We start from the raw sequence: 14,363 nt of genomic DNA, 5'->3' as shown, positions 1-14,363 counted from the left end.
TGCCGCTGTGTTGCGGGCGCCTGTACCGGCTGGCACAGGCCCACTTCCGCCGACCCCCGCGGTCGGGCGTGTCGCGCCCGTGGGCCAGGCTCCGCCCCGGGCCTCCGGAGCGATTCTCTGACCACGCGGTGGGTCATGGCGCCGATCGCGGGAACCGCGACCTGGACGCCGCGCGAGGGTGGTTGACCGCCGATGGCGATCAACCACCCCACGCGAGACAGCCTGACTCCCGGAGGTCCAGCGTCAACCGGACGCAGGTGACCGACTGTCGTTACGCAACCTGACTAGTATGCCGCACGACCGGCGGCGACGCTAATCGGGGTTACCCAGCTCACTTCATGATCTTGGTGACGCGACCCGCGCCGACCGTACGACCACCCTCGCGAATCGCGAACTTCAGGTTCTCCTCCATGGCGATGGGCTGGATCAGCTTCACCGACATCGAGGTGTTGTCGCCCGGCATGACCATCTCGGTGCCCTCGGGCAGCGTGACGACGCCGGTGACGTCCGTGGTCCGGAAGTAGAACTGCGGGCGGTAGTTCTGGAAGAACGGGGTGTGCCGGCCGCCCTCCTCCTTGGAGAGGATGTAGACCGTCGCCTCGAACTCCGTGTGCGGGGTCGTGGTGCCCGGCTTGATGACCACCATGCCGCGCTCGACGTCCTCGCGCTTGGTGCCACGCAGCAGCAGGCCGACGTTCTCGCCTGCGCGGGCGTCGTCCAGGGTCTTCCGGAACATCTCGATCGCGGTGACCTTGGTCTTGAAGCCCTTCTCGCGGATGCCGACGACCTCGACGTCCTCGTTCGGGAGCAGCACGCCACGCTCGACACGACCGGTGACGACGGTACCACGACCGGTGATCGTGAACACGTCCTCGACGGGCATGAGGAACGGCTTCTCGGTCTCGCGCTCGGGCTGCGGGATCGCGGTGTCGACCGCGCTCATCAGCTCGAGCAGCTTCTCGGTCCACACCGGGTCGCCCTCGAGCGCCTTCAGCGCGGAGACCTGGACGACCGGCAGGTCGTCACCCGGGTACTCCTGCGAGGAGAGCAGCTCGCGCACCTCGAGCTCGACGAGCTCCAGGAGCTCCTCGTCGTCGACCATGTCGCTCTTGTTGAGCGCCACGACGATGTACGGCACACCGACCTGACGGGCCAGCAGCACGTGCTCGCGGGTCTGCGGCATCGGGCCGTCGGTCGCCGCCACCACCAGGATCGCGCCATCCATCTGCGCGGCACCGGTGATCATGTTCTTGATGTAGTCGGCGTGACCGGGGCAGTCGACGTGCGCGTAGTGACGCGCCTCGGTCTGGTATTCGACGTGCGCGATGGAGATCGTGATGCCGCGGGCCTTCTCCTCCGGCGCCTTGTCGATCTCGTCGAACGGCGTGTACGGGTTCAGGTCCGGATACTGGTCGTGCAGGACCTTGGTGATGGCCGCCGTCAGCGTCGTCTTACCGTGGTCGATGTGACCAATGGTGCCGATGTTGACGTGCGGCTTAGTCCGCTCGAACTTCGCCTTCGCCACTGGGTCCTCCTGTGGACTTTCTTGGTTCGTTCGCCCCGGCGCGCGGTTCGGCGCTTAGGACTCTGTCGACAGCCTTTCCGGCCGGAAGGCCGGAGAGCTTTTGTGGGTTCTGCGGCGATGAAGCCTACAGGCCCGGTCTCACGCAACCCGATCGAGGTGGCCGCGGGCGGGAGAACCCTCCCGCGACCGCCCTCGCGTCATCGGATCAGCCGAGGGTGAGCGTCACTCACCCGTCGCCTTGGCGATGATCTCCTTGGCCACCGAGTTCGGAACCTCGGCGTAGGAGTCGAACTGCATGCTGTAGCTAGCCCGGCCCTGGGTCTTCGACCGCAGGTCGCCGACGTAGCCGAACATCTCCGACAGCGGCACCAGGGCCCGGACGACGCGAGCGCCGCTGCGCTCCTCCATCGCCTGGATGATGCCACGCCGGGAGTTGAGGTCGCCGATGACGTCACCCATGTTCTCCTCAGGAGTGGTGACCTCAACGGCCATCATCGGCTCGAGGAGAGCGGGGTCGGCCTTGCGGGCCGCCTCCTTCATCGCCATCGAGCCGGCGATCTTGAACGCCATCTCCGACGAGTCGACCTCGTGGTACTGGCCGTCCACCAGGGTGAGCTTGACGCCCACCAGGGGGAAGCCGGCGAGGATGCCGTACTGCATGGCGTCCTGCGCGCCCGCGTCCACCGAGGGGATGAACTCCCGGGGGATGCGGCCACCGGTCACCGCGTTGGCGAACTCGTAGGTCGGGGCGTCGTTGCCGAGCGGCAGCGGCTCCACGCTGATGATCACGCGGGCGTACTGGCCGGAACCACCGGTCTGCTTCTTGTGGGTGTACTCGATCTTCTCCACCTTGCGGCGGATGGTCTCGCGGTACGCCACCTGCGGCTTGCCGATGTTCGCCTCGACGTTGAACTCGCGGCGCATCCGGTCGACCAGGATGTCCAGGTGCAGCTCGCCCATGCCGGAGATGACCGTCTGACCGGTCTGGTCGTCCAGCTTGACGCGGAAGGTCGGGTCCTCCTCGGCCAGCCGCTGGATGGCGGTGCTGAGCTTCTCCTGGTCGGCCTTGGTCTTCGGCTCGATGGCCACCTCGATGACCGGCTCCGGGAAGGTCATCGACTCCAGGATGACCGGGTTCGCCGGGTCGCTCAGGGTGTCACCGGTGGTGGTCTGCTTCAGACCCTGCACCGCGATGATGTCGCCGGCGTGCGCGGTGCCGCGCTCCTCACGCTTGTTGGCGTGCATCTGGTAGATCTTGCCGATCCGCTCCTTGCGGTCCTTGGTGGAGTTGATCACCTGAGAACCGGACTCGAGCGTGCCGGAGTAGATCCGGACGTACGTCAGCTTGCCGAGGTGCTTGTCGGTCTGGATCTTGAAGGCCAGGCCGGAGAACGGCTCGGAGACCGAGGGCTGCCGCTGCAGCGGGGTCTCGCCGTCGGTGGCCGTACCCTCGATCGCCGGGATGTCCAGCGGCGAGGGCAGGTACGCGACGACCGCGTCCAGCATCGGCTGGATGCCCTTGTTCTTGAAGGCGGTGCCGGTGAGGACCGGGTTGGCCTTGCCGGCGATGGTGGACCGGCGGATGGCGGCCTTGATCTCCTCGACGGAGATCTCCTCGCCCTCGAGGTACTTCTCCATCACCGAGTCGTCGACGTCGGCGAGGGTCTCCATCAGCTTCTCGCGCCACTCGGCGGCGGAGTCGGCGAGGTCGGCCGGGATGTCCTCGACCGCGTAGTCCTCACCCTTCTGGGTCTCGCCGCGCCAGGTCAGCGCCCGCATCTCGACCAGGTCGACCACGCCGATGAAGTCGGACTCGGCGCCGATCGGGATCTGGAGGACCAGCGGGGTGGCGTTGAGCCGGTCGATCATCATCTGCACGCAGCGGAAGAAGTCGGCGCCGGTCCGGTCGAGCTTGTTGACGAAGCACATCCGGGGGACGTTGTACTTGTCCGCCTGCCGCCAGACGTTCTCGGTCTGGGGCTCCACACCGGCCACGCCGTCGTAGACCGCGACCGCACCGTCCAGAACGCGCAGCGACCGCTCGACCTCGACCGTGAAGTCGACGTGGCCGGGCGTGTCGATGATCTGGATCGTGTGACCCTTCCACTCGCACTTGGTGGCGGCGGAAGTGATGGTGATACCGCGCTCCTGCTCCTGCTCCATCCAGTCCATGACGGCGGCGCCCTCGTGGACCTCACCGATCTTGTACGTGATGCCGGTGTAGAACAGGATTCGCTCGGTGGTAGTGGTCTTACCGGCATCGATGTGGGCCATGATGCCAATGTTGCGTACGTTGGCGAGCGCGTCTGCGGCGGCCACTTCAATCCCTACTTATCGTCGTCTCGACACAACTGGTGGCGGTTCCGGCGCCGGGCGGGCGCCGGAACCTCAGGTGTTACCAGCGGTAGTGCGCGAAGGCCTTGTTGGACTCGGCCATCTTGTGCGTGTCCTCACGCCGCTTGACGGCGGCGCCCAGACCGTTGCTCGCGTCCAGCAGCTCGTTCATCAGCCGCTCGACCATGGTCTTCTCGCGCCGGGCCCGGGAGTAGGTCACCAGCCAGCGCAGACCGAGGGTGGTCGCGCGGGACGGCCGGACCTCGACCGGAACCTGGTAGGTGGCGCCACCGACACGGCGGCTGCGCACCTCGAGGGTCGGCTTGACGTTGTCCATCGCGCGCTTGAGCGTGACGACCGGGTCGGTGCCGGACTTCTCGCGGCAGCCCTCCAGGGCGGCGTACACGATGCGCTCGGCGAGCTGACGCTTACCGCGCATCAGGATCTTGTTCACCAGCTGGGTGACCAGGGGCGAGTTGTACACCGGGTCAGCGACCAGCGGCTTCCGCGGAGCGGGTCCCTTACGCGGCATGTCAGCTCTTCTCCTTCTTCGCGCCGTAGCGGCTGCGAGCCTGCTTGCGGTTGCGGACACCCTGGGTGTCCAGCGAACCGCGCACGATCTTGTACCGCACGCCGGGGAGGTCCTTCACACGACCGCCGCGCACGAGCACGATCGAGTGCTCCTGGAGGTTGTGGCCGACGCCCGGGATGTAGGCGGTCACCTCGATCTGGCTGCTGAGCTTGACACGAGCGACCTTGCGCAGCGCCGAGTTCGGCTTCTTCGGGGTGGTGGTGTACACGCGGGTGCACACGCCGCGCCGCTGGGGAGACCCCTTGAGCGCCGGGGTCTTGGTCTTGGTCGTCTTGGCCTGACGGCCCTTTCGGACCAACTGCTGAATGGTGGGCACCGGGTTTCTCCGCTCCCTTCGGCCGCTGCGAGGCGACCGCGCCGTCTGCTCTAGCCGTCCCGGATGGGCGGCTCTCCTACATTCCAACCAGGGCTGCCTGACGGCTCCCCAGCACCCGCGGTCGGGCGTGTCGCCCGAGTCACGGTCCCGGTGTCGGCCACTGAGGCGTCGTACCGGATCTTCGGTGTTGGTGGTGCGACCGCGCGATCACCGGCTGACCGGTTCCAGCGCACGCACGCATTGCCCGGGCACGCCCGGGCACAAGGGGAAAGAGTACCTACCACAGCCGCGCCGGTCAAAACGGATGGGTCGGGGAAGGACCGCTGTGCGGTCCACCGCTCGGCCTCCGGGTCGCCGTCGCGCCGGTGATGGGCACCTACAGTGACGAGTGTACCGGCTCGTCCGCCGCGCGACCCGGCGGCCCCGAGACCGCCCGGCGCCCGGGGACCCGGACATACCGCTCAACGCAGGTCATCGGCCGCAGGCGTCCCGCACACAGTCTCAGGTGATCTGCACCACCAGGGCCAGCGCGAGGCCGAGCAGGCCGAACAGCAGGCCCGCCGCGCCGCAGGAGATCCCGGCCACGGCCAGCCCGGCGCCGGTGAACCGGACCGCCGGTGGCGGCGGCTGCCGCCGCACCTGCCGCCGGGCGAGCAGGCCGGCCACCACCGCACCGACACCGATCAGACCGCCGAGCACCGTGAACGCGCCCGCCGCCCAGGCGCCGCCGACGTCGCGGCCGGCAAGGCCGAAGCACAACACCAGCAGCGACACCCCGATCGCGGCGATCCCGGCGACAAGCGACCCGATGGCCAGCCCCGAGGTGACCGGCGGAACGTCCAGGTGGACCACGCCGAACGGCGTACCCGGCACCACGTCGACCCGCTTCGGCGGCCGGGGCGCCTCGGCCGGCGGTGGCGGGAGCGCCGGCCCGCCGTGCGGACCCCATCCGCCGTGGCCGGGCGCGCTCCCCGGCGCCGGCCACCCGCCGCCGGGCGCCGGCGGACTGCCCGGGTACGCCCCGAACGCCGGTTGGTGCGCGGGCGCGGACGCGGGACCCGGCGGGTACGGCCCGGGGCGGTTCGGGTCGCCTCCCGGCGCAGCCGGTTCCGTCACGGGATCCTCCTGTCCACACGCGCCCGCCGCGCGGCGGACACCGGCCAGGCTACCGTCGCCGATCACAGCCGGGTGGCCGGGCGCGGACCGCTCCCCCACCGGGTCAGTCGAAGGTCGGCGCGAAGTCGTGGCCGAACGAGGCGTCCGCGTGCCGGACCACACCGATCACCACCGCGGCGACCACCGCGGCGGCGGTGAGCACCAGCCCGGTCCGCGCCAACTGCTCGCCGCGCCGCAGCCAGTCCGCGCCGGTGAGATAACCACCCGAGGCGTACGCCTCCCGGCGGGCCTGCCGGGCCAGCATGAGCGCGATGGTGGCCGGCACCGCGCCGCCGATGAAGAACCCGGTGAGCGCGCCGATCAGCCCGAGCGCGAAGACGGCGCGGGCCTTGGTGGAGCGGACCGGCTCCGGGTCGTGCGGATGGCGGTACGCCTGCGGCACGGCAGGCGCCGGCCCGGGCACTGTCGTCATGCCCTCCATCATGCCCCGCCCCCGCCGTCCGTCCCGACGGAAGGCAGCCGGTCCCGGCACTCCGGACGCGACGAGGCCCCCGGCGGATGCCGGGGGCCTCGTCGTTGCCTACTGCTTAGCGGTACGACCCGAAGTCGAAGTCGTCCAGCGGAACCGCCTGGCCGCTGGCCGGCCCGAAGCCGTAGTCGGTCTCCGGGTAGCCGGTCATCGAGTAGACCTTGGCCTTCGCCTCCTCGGTCGGCTCGACCCGGACGTTGCGGTACTTGCTGATGCCCGTACCGGCCGGGATGAGCTTACCGATGATCACGTTCTCCTTGAGGCCGATCAGCGAGTCGCTGCGGGCGTGGATCGCCGCGTCCGTCAGCACCCGGGTGGTCTCCTGGAAGGAGGCCGCCGACAGCCAGGAATCCGTGGCCAGCGAGGCCTTGGTGATACCCATCAGCACCGGACGACCGGCGGCGGGCTCGCCACCCTCGCCGACGAGCCGGCGGTTCTCCGACTCGAACAGCGCACGGTCGACCAGCACACCCGGCAGGAACTCGGTCGAGCCGGAGTCGATGACCGTCACCCGCTTGAGCATCTGGCGGATGATGATCTCGATGTGCTTGTCGTGGATGAGCACACCCTGCGAGCGGTAGACCTCCTGGACCTCCTGGGTCAGGTGGACCTGGACCGCGCGCGGGCCGAGGATGCGCAGCAGCTCGTGCGGGTCGATGGTGCCCTCGGTGAGCTTCTCGCCGACCTCGACGTGGTCGCCGTCGTGCGCCCGGAGCCGGACCCGCTTCGAGATCTTGTCGTAGACGATCTCGTCGCTGCCGTCGTCCGGGATGACCACGATCTTGCGGGACCGCTCGCCGTCCTCGATCCGGATGCGGCCGGGGGTGTCGGCGATGGGCGCCTTACCCTTCGGCACTCGGGCCTCGAAGATCTCCTGGACACGGGGCAGACCCTGGGTGATGTCCTCACCCGCGACACCACCGGTGTGGAAGGTACGCATCGTCAGCTGCGTACCCGGCTCACCGATCGACTGGGCGGCGATGATGCCGACCGCCTCGCCGACGTCCACGGTCTTGCCGGTCGGCAGCGAGCGGCCGTAGCACGCACCGCAGACGCCCAGCTTCGACTCGCAGGTGAGCACGCTGCGCACCCGCACCGTCTCGGTCCCGGCGGCGACGATCGCGTCCACCAGGATCGAGTTGAGGTCCTGGCCGCGGTGCGCCACCACGGTGCCGTCCGGCCCCTTGATGTCGTCGGCCAGCGTCCGGGCGTGCACGCTGGTCTCGGCGTGCTCGTGCACGACGAGCTTGCCGTCGACGCGCTCGCCGATCTGCATCGGGATGGCGCGGTCGGTGCCGCAGTCCTCCTCGCGGATGATGACGTCCTGCGAGACGTCCACCAGACGCCGGGTCAGGTAACCCGAGTCGGCGGTACGCAGGGCGGTGTCCGCGAGACCCTTACGGGCGCCGTGCGTGGAGATGAAGTACTCCAGCACGGACAGACCCTCCCGGTACGACGCCTTGATGGGTCGCGGGATGATCTCGCCCTTCGGGTTGGCCACCAGACCACGGATCGCCGCGATCTGCCGGAGCTGGAGCAGGTTACCGCGGGCACCCGAGTGGATCATCTTCCACAGCGGGTTCTCCTGCGGCAGCGCGGTGTCCATCTCCTTGGCGACCTCGTTGGTCGCCTTGGTCCAGATCTCGATGAGCTCGCCGCGGCGCTCCTCGGCGGTCATCAGACCACGCTGGTACTGCTTGTCGATCCGGTCGGCTTCCTTCTCGTACCGCTCCAGGATCTCCCGCTTGCGCGGCGGAGCGATGACGTCCTCCATGCCGATGGTGACGCCGGACCAGGTGGCCCAGTGGAAACCGGCCTCCTTGAGCCCGTCCAGGGTGGCCGCCAGGGCCACCTTCGGGAACCGCTCGGCGAGGTCGTTGACGATCGCGGAGAGCTGGCCCTTGCGGATCTCGTAGTTCACGAAGCGGTAGCCCGGGGGCAGCGTCTCGTTGAACAGGACCCGGCCCAGCGTGGTCTCCACGGTCACCGGCTCGCCCTCGGTCCACCCCTCGGGGGCGGTCCACGGCTCGGCGCCGGCGCCGTTGTCCACGCCGACCACGTCGCGCAGCCGGATCCGGACCGGCGTCTGCAGGTGCAGCTCGCCGTTGTCGTACGCCATCCGCGCCTCGGCGTCCGAGCTGAACGCCCGGCCCTCGCCCTTGCCCCCCGCAGTGAGGTGGGTGAGGTGGTAGAGACCGATGACCATGTCCTGGGTGGGCATGGTGACCGGCTTGCCGTCGGCCGGCTTGAGGATGTTGTTCGACGACAGCATCAGGATTCGCGCCTCGGCCTGGGCCTCGGCGGACAGCGGCACGTGGACCGCCATCTGGTCACCGTCGAAGTCGGCGTTGAACGCGGTGCAGACCAGCGGGTGGATCTGGATGGCCTTGCCCTCGACCAGCTGCGGCTCGAATGCCTGGATGCCCAGACGGTGCAGGGTCGGCGCGCGGTTCAGCAGCACCGGGTGCTCGCCGATGACCTCTTCCAGCACGTCCCACACGACCGGCCGCTGCCGCTCGACCATCCGCTTGGCGGACTTGATGTTCTGCGCGTGGTTGAGGTCCACCAGCCGCTTCATCACGAACGGCTTGAACAGCTCCAGCGCCATCTGCTTGGGCAGGCCGCACTGGTGCAGCTTGAGCTTCGGGCCGACCACGATGACCGAACGGCCGGAGTAGTCGACGCGCTTGCCCAGCAGGTTCTGGCGGAACCGGCCCTGCTTGCCCTTGAGCATGTCGGACAGCGACTTCAGCGGCCGGTTACCCGGGCCGGTGACCGGACGACCGCGACGGCCGTTGTCGAACAGCGCGTCGACGGCCTCCTGGAGCATCCGCTTCTCGTTGTTGACGATGATCTCGGGCGCGCCGAGGTCGATCAGCCGCTTGAGGCGGTTGTTCCGGTTGATCACACGCCGGTACAGGTCGTTCAGGTCGGAGGTCGCGAAGCGGCCACCGTCGAGCTGCACCATCGGGCGCAGGTCCGGCGGGATGACCGGGACGCAGTCCAGCACCATGCCGAGCGGCGAGTTCCGGGTGTTCTGGAACGCCGCGACGACCTTGAGCCGCTTGAGCGCGCGGATCTTCCGCTGGCCCTTGCCGGAGCGGATGGTCTCGCGCAGGTTCTCCGCCTCGGCCCCAAGGTCCATGTTCTGGACCAGGGCCTTGATCGCCTCGGCGCCCATGCTGCCGGTGAAGTACTCACCGAAGCGGTCGCGCAGCTCGCGGTAGAGCAGCTCGTCGGTGACCAGCTGCTTCGGCTCCAGCTTGCGGAAGGTGTCGAGAACCTCGTCGAGGCGGTCGATCTCGCGCTGGGCCCGGTCGCGGATCTGGCGCATCTCGCGCTCTCCGCCCTCCTTGACCTTGCGCCGGACGTCCGCCTTCGCGCCCTCGGCCTCCAGCTCGGCCAGGTCGGCCTCCAGCTTGGCGGCCCGCTTCTCGATCTCCGAGTCGCGGCTGTTCTCCGCCTGCCGCTTCTCGGCCAGGATCTCGTTCTCGATGGTCGAGAGGTCGCGGTGCCGCGCTTCGGCGTCCACGCTCGTCACGACGTACGAGGCGAAGTAGATGATCTTTTCGAGGTCCTTCGGGGCGAGGTCCAGCAGGTAGCCCAGCCGGCTCGGCACGCCCTTGAAGTACCAGATGTGGGTCACCGGAGCGGCAAGCTCGATGTGACCCATCCGCTCCCGGCGAACCTTGGAGCGGGTCACCTCGACGCCGCAGCGCTCGCAGATGATGCCCTTGAAGCGGACCCGCTTGTACTTACCGCAGTAGCACTCCCAGTCCCGCTGCGGACCGAAGATCTTCTCGCAGAAGAGCCCGTCCTTCTCCGGCTTGAGGGTGCGGTAGTTGATGGTCTCGGGCTTCTTGACCTCGCCGTGGGACCACTGACGGATGTCGTCAGCGGTGGCGAGGCCGATGCGCAGCTCGTCGAAGAAGTTGACGTCGAGCACTATGTCCCCTATGTCGTCGTCTGTACTGCTAGCTAACGGGTGGGATCCGGGGCAGGGTGACCCTGCCCCGGATCACCACCTCAGACCTCTTCGACCGAGCTCGGCTCGCGCCGGGACAGGTCGATGCCCAGCTCCTCCGCCGCCCGGAACACCTCGTCGTCGGTCTCGCGCATCTCCAGGGCCACACCGTCACTGGAGAGCACCTCGACGTTGAGGCACAGCGACTGCAGCTCCTTGAGCAGCACCTTGAACGACTCCGGGATGCCCGGCTCGGGGATGTTCTCGCCCTTGACGATCGCCTCGTAGACCTTGACCCGGCCGAGGACGTCGTCGGACTTGATGGTCAGCAGCTCCTGCAGGGCGTAGGCGGCGCCGTACGCCTGCATGGCCCAGCACTCCATCTCACCGAAACGCTGGCCACCGAACTGCGCCTTACCACCCAGCGGCTGCTGCGTGATCATCGAGTACGGGCCGGTCGACCGGGCGTGGATCTTGTCGTCGACCAGGTGGTTGAGCTTCAGGATGTAGACGTAGCCGACCGCGATCGGGTCGGGCAGCGGCTCGCCGGAACGACCGTCGAACAGCTGCGCCTTGCCGCTGCCACCGATGAGCTGGTTGCCGTCCCGGTTGGGCAGGGTCGACGCCAGCAGACCGGAGATCTCCTCCTCGCGGGCACCGTCGAAGACCGGCGTGGCCACGTTGGTGTCCGGCTCGGACTCGTGCGCGTCGATCGAGCGGAGCTGACGCTTCCACTCGGCGTCGTCGCCGTCCACGCTCCAGCCGGTCTTGGCCACCCACCCGAGGTGGGTCTCCAGGACCTGACCGATGTTCATCCGGGACGGCACACCGAGCGGGTTCAGCACGATGTCGACCGGGGTGCCGTCCTCCAGGAACGGCATGTCCTCGATCGGGAGGATCTTGGAGATGACGCCCTTGTTGCCGTGGCGGCCCGCGAGCTTGTCACCGTCCTGGATCTTGCGCTTCTGGGCCACGTAGACCCGGACCAGCTCGTTCACGCCCGGGGGCAGCTCGTCGCCGTCCTCGCGGGAGAAGGTACGCACACCGATGACCGTGCCGGTCTCGCCGTGCGGCACCTTCAGCGAGGTGTCACGGACCTCGCGCGCCTTCTCACCGAAGATCGCGCGGAGCAGCCGCTCCTCGGGGGTCAGCTCGGTCTCGCCCTTCGGCGTGACCTTGCCGACCAGGATGTCGCCGGGGACGACCTCGGCGCCGATCCGGATGATGCCGCGCTCGTCGAGGTCGGCGAGCATCTCCTCGCTGACGTTCGGGATGTCGCGGGTGATCTCCTCCGGGCCGAGCTTGGTGTCCCGGGCGTCGACCTCGTGCTCCTCGATGTGGATCGAGGTGAGCACGTCCTGCTGCACGAGGCGCTGCGACAGGATGATCGCGTCCTCGTAGTTGTGGCCCTCCCAGCACATGAACGCCACCAGCAGGTTGCGTCCGAGCGCCATCTCGCCCTCGTCGGTGCACGGACCGTCGGCGACGACCTGGCCGGCCTCGACGCGGTCGCCCTCGAAGACGACCGGCTTCTGGTTGACGCAGGAGCCGGCGTTGGAGCGGCGGAACTTGTGCAGCAGGTACGTACGGCGGTGGCCGTCGTCCTGGTGAACCGTGATGTAGTCCGCGCACAGGTCCTCGACCACACCGCCGACCTCGGCGACGACCACGTCGCCGGCGTCCACCGCGGCGCGGTACTCCATGCCCGTACCGACCAGCGGAGCCTCGGCCTTGACCAGCGGCACCGCCTGACGCTGCATGTTCGCGCCCATGAGCGCGCGGTTCGCGTCGTCGTGCTCCAGGAACGGGATCATCGCGGTGGCGACCGAGGTCATCTGCCGCGGCGACACGTCCATGTAGTCCACGGCGCCCGGCGCGACGTCCTCGGTCTCGCCGCCCTTACGGCGGACCAGGACGCGGTCCTCGGCGAAGGTGCCGTCCGACTTCAGCGGGGCGTTTGCCTGCGCCTTGACGAACCGGTCCTCCTCGTCCGCGGTCAGGTAGTCGATCTGGTCGGTGACCCGGCCGTCGATGACCTTCCGGTACGGCGTCTCGATGAAGCCGAACGGGTTGACCCGGGCGAACGTGGACAGCGCGCCGATCAGGCCGATGTTCGGGCCTTCCGGCGTCTCGATCGGGCACATCCGGCCGTAGTGGGACGGGTGCACGTCCCGGACCTCGAAGCCGGCCCGCTCGCGGGACAGACCACCCGGGCCGAGCGCGCTCAGCCGGCGCCGGTGGGTCAGGCCCGCCAGCGGGTTGGTCTGGTCCATGAACTGGGACAGCTGCGACGTACCGAAGAACTCCTTGATCGCCGCCACCACCGGGCGGATGTTGATCAGGGTCTGCGGCGTGATCGCCTCGACGTCCTGGGTGGTCATCCGCTCGCGGACGACCCGCTCCATCCGGGAGAGACCCACCCGGACCTGGTTCTGGATCAGCTCGCCCACGGTACGCAGGCGACGGTTGCCGAAGTGGTCGATGTCGTCGGCCTCGTAGCCCTCCTCACCGGCGTGCAGCCGGCAGAGGTACTCCACGGTGGCGACGATGTCGTCCTCGGTGAGCGTGCCGGTGGTGATCGGCACGTCCACTTCGAGCTTCTTGTTGAACTTGTAGCGCCCGACCTTGGCGACGTCGTACCGCTTCGGGTTGAAGAAGAGGTTGTCGAGCAGGGTCTGGGCGTTCTCACGGGTCGGCGGCTCGCCAGGGCGGAGCTTCCGGTAGATGTCGAGCAGGGCCTCGTCCTGCCCGGCGATGTGGTCCTTCTCGAGCGTGGTCATCATCAGCTCGGACCAGCCGAACTTCTCGCGGATGCGCTCCGCGGACCATCCGATGGCCTTGAGCAGGACGGTGACGGCCTGCCGGCGCTTGCGGTCGATGCGAACGCCGACCGTGTCGCGCTTGTCGATGTCGAACTCCAGCCAGGCACCCCGACTCGGGATGACCTTGACGCTGGAGAGGTCGCGGTCGGAGGTCTTGTCCGGCTGCTTGTCGAAGTACACGCCCGGCGAGCGGACGAGCTGACTGACCACGACGCGCTCGGTGCCGTTGATGATGAAGGTGCCCTTCGGCGTCATCATCGGGAAGTCACCCATGAACACCGTCTGGCTCTTGATCTCGCCAGTGGTGTTGTTGGTGAACTCCGCGGTCACGAACAGCGGCGCGCAGTAGGTCAGGTCCTTCTCCTTGCACTCCTCGATCGAGGCCTTGACCTCGTCGAAGCGCGGAGCCGAGAAGGAGAGCGACATGGTGCCGGAGAAGTCCTCAATGGGACTGATCTCTTCGAGGATCTCCGCGAGACCCGAGCGTGCGTGCGGGTCGTCCGCCGACCGGCCCTGCCAAGCCTCGTTGCCGACGAGCCAGTCGAAGGACTCGTTCTGAATGGCGAGGAGGTTGGGGACCTCGAGGTGTTCGGTGATCCGACCGAAAGAAACTCGGCGGGGCGCGAAAGCGCTCGACGTACGACTGGTCTTCGCAGGGCGGGAAGCTGCCAAGATGCGTCCTTCCGAGGACCGGTGCTGCAGAACGGCTGGTACGCGTGCACTCCAATGACCCCACCAGAAATATCCGCAATCGGACATTTCCGAGCAGGGGTCAAGTCGGAAGGCAGCGCAAACTAGCAGTGTAGCCGAGAGGCTAACCGCTGTCCAGCCCAACCCGCAGGTCGTCGCGGAACAAGCCCTGGGACCTCGGAAAACCGGGTCGACCGGGCCGCTCGGAACGCGACGCTCCTGCCGGTCCGCTCGGGTGCCGCGGCGGTGGTGCTGCCGTTGCCCTTACCCGAGAGGCGGCCGTTGCAAGCGCGGAAGGTCTTGCTGATGTTCAGCGTGCCTGCCTGGCCGGTGCCGCGTCAAGGGCCGGTTGCCGCTCGGGGTGTCTTTCCCACCGACGGGCTACCGACAGACGTCGCTGACCGGCCCATGGGAGGAAGCTGTACGTCCTGCTCACGCCGCCCGCCGACCGGTGGCACCAACACGACGGGCGGCG

Annotated in this window: 8 protein-coding genes; all 8 read right to left on the bottom strand. The window is 68.4% G+C overall.

The features are described from left to right. Nucleotides 1-331: 331 nt before the first annotated feature. The 8 genes from tuf to ACFYON_RS06535 all read right to left on the bottom strand — a co-directional run bounded on the left by tuf (nt 332) and on the right by ACFYON_RS06535 (nt 13,870). The gene (gene tuf, locus ACFYON_RS06570) at nt 332-1,525 is read right to left on the bottom strand and encodes an elongation factor Tu (protein ID WP_184688631.1); all 1,194 of its coding nucleotides are present in this window, start codon (nt 1,523-1,525) and stop codon (nt 332-334) included. A 222-nt stretch (nt 1,526-1,747) separates the two neighbouring features. Continuing rightward, a complete protein-coding gene (gene fusA / locus ACFYON_RS06565) occupies nt 1,748-3,844 on the bottom strand; it encodes an elongation factor G (RefSeq protein ID WP_354870372.1) in 2,097 nt (698 codons plus the stop codon). A gap of 76 nt (nt 3,845-3,920) precedes the next feature. Next, complete coding sequence (rpsG, locus tag ACFYON_RS06560; RefSeq protein WP_073828950.1) at nt 3,921-4,391, bottom strand: 30S ribosomal protein S7; 471 nt, start codon at nt 4,389-4,391, stop codon at nt 3,921-3,923. A 1-nt stretch (nt 4,392) separates the two neighbouring features. Next, the gene (gene rpsL, locus ACFYON_RS06555; RefSeq protein WP_007465318.1) at nt 4,393-4,767 is read right to left on the bottom strand and encodes a 30S ribosomal protein S12; all 375 of its coding nucleotides are present in this window, start codon (nt 4,765-4,767) and stop codon (nt 4,393-4,395) included. Nucleotides 4,768-5,268: 501 nt separating this feature from the next. Next, nucleotides 5,269-5,640 carry a hypothetical protein gene (locus ACFYON_RS06550; protein ID WP_354870787.1) on the bottom strand — a complete coding sequence of 124 codons (372 nt, stop codon included), beginning with the start codon at nt 5,638-5,640 and terminating at the stop codon, nt 5,269-5,271. A 346-nt stretch (nt 5,641-5,986) separates the two neighbouring features. Beyond that, nucleotides 5,987-6,355, bottom strand: coding sequence for a hypothetical protein (locus tag ACFYON_RS06545; protein ID WP_354870370.1), 369 nt, complete (start codon nt 6,353-6,355; stop codon nt 5,987-5,989). 115 nt (nt 6,356-6,470) lie between these two features. After that, a complete protein-coding gene (locus ACFYON_RS06540) occupies nt 6,471-10,358 on the bottom strand; it encodes a DNA-directed RNA polymerase subunit beta' (protein WP_354870368.1) in 3,888 nt (1,295 codons plus the stop codon). An 80-nt stretch (nt 10,359-10,438) separates the two neighbouring features. Continuing rightward, the gene (locus ACFYON_RS06535) at nt 10,439-13,870 is read right to left on the bottom strand and encodes a DNA-directed RNA polymerase subunit beta (protein ID WP_354870365.1); all 3,432 of its coding nucleotides are present in this window, start codon (nt 13,868-13,870) and stop codon (nt 10,439-10,441) included. Nucleotides 13,871-14,363 lie beyond the last annotated feature (493 nt).

Source organism: Micromonospora sp. NPDC005686 (assembly GCF_042871665.1).
Lineage (GTDB): Bacteria > Actinomycetota > Actinomycetes > Mycobacteriales > Micromonosporaceae > Micromonospora.
This window is presented reverse-complemented; position numbering and strand designations above follow the sequence as displayed.

What these genes read in the sequence shown, in the direction of transcription:
- ACFYON_RS06545 (WP_354870370.1), bottom strand. Translation starts at nt 6,355, where the DNA reads ATGACGACAGTGCCCGGGCCGGCGCCTGCCGTGCCGCAGGCGTACCGC.
- rpsG (WP_073828950.1), bottom strand. Translation starts at nt 4,391, where the DNA reads ATGCCGCGTAAGGGACCCGCTCCGCGGAAGCCGCTGGTCGCTGACCCG.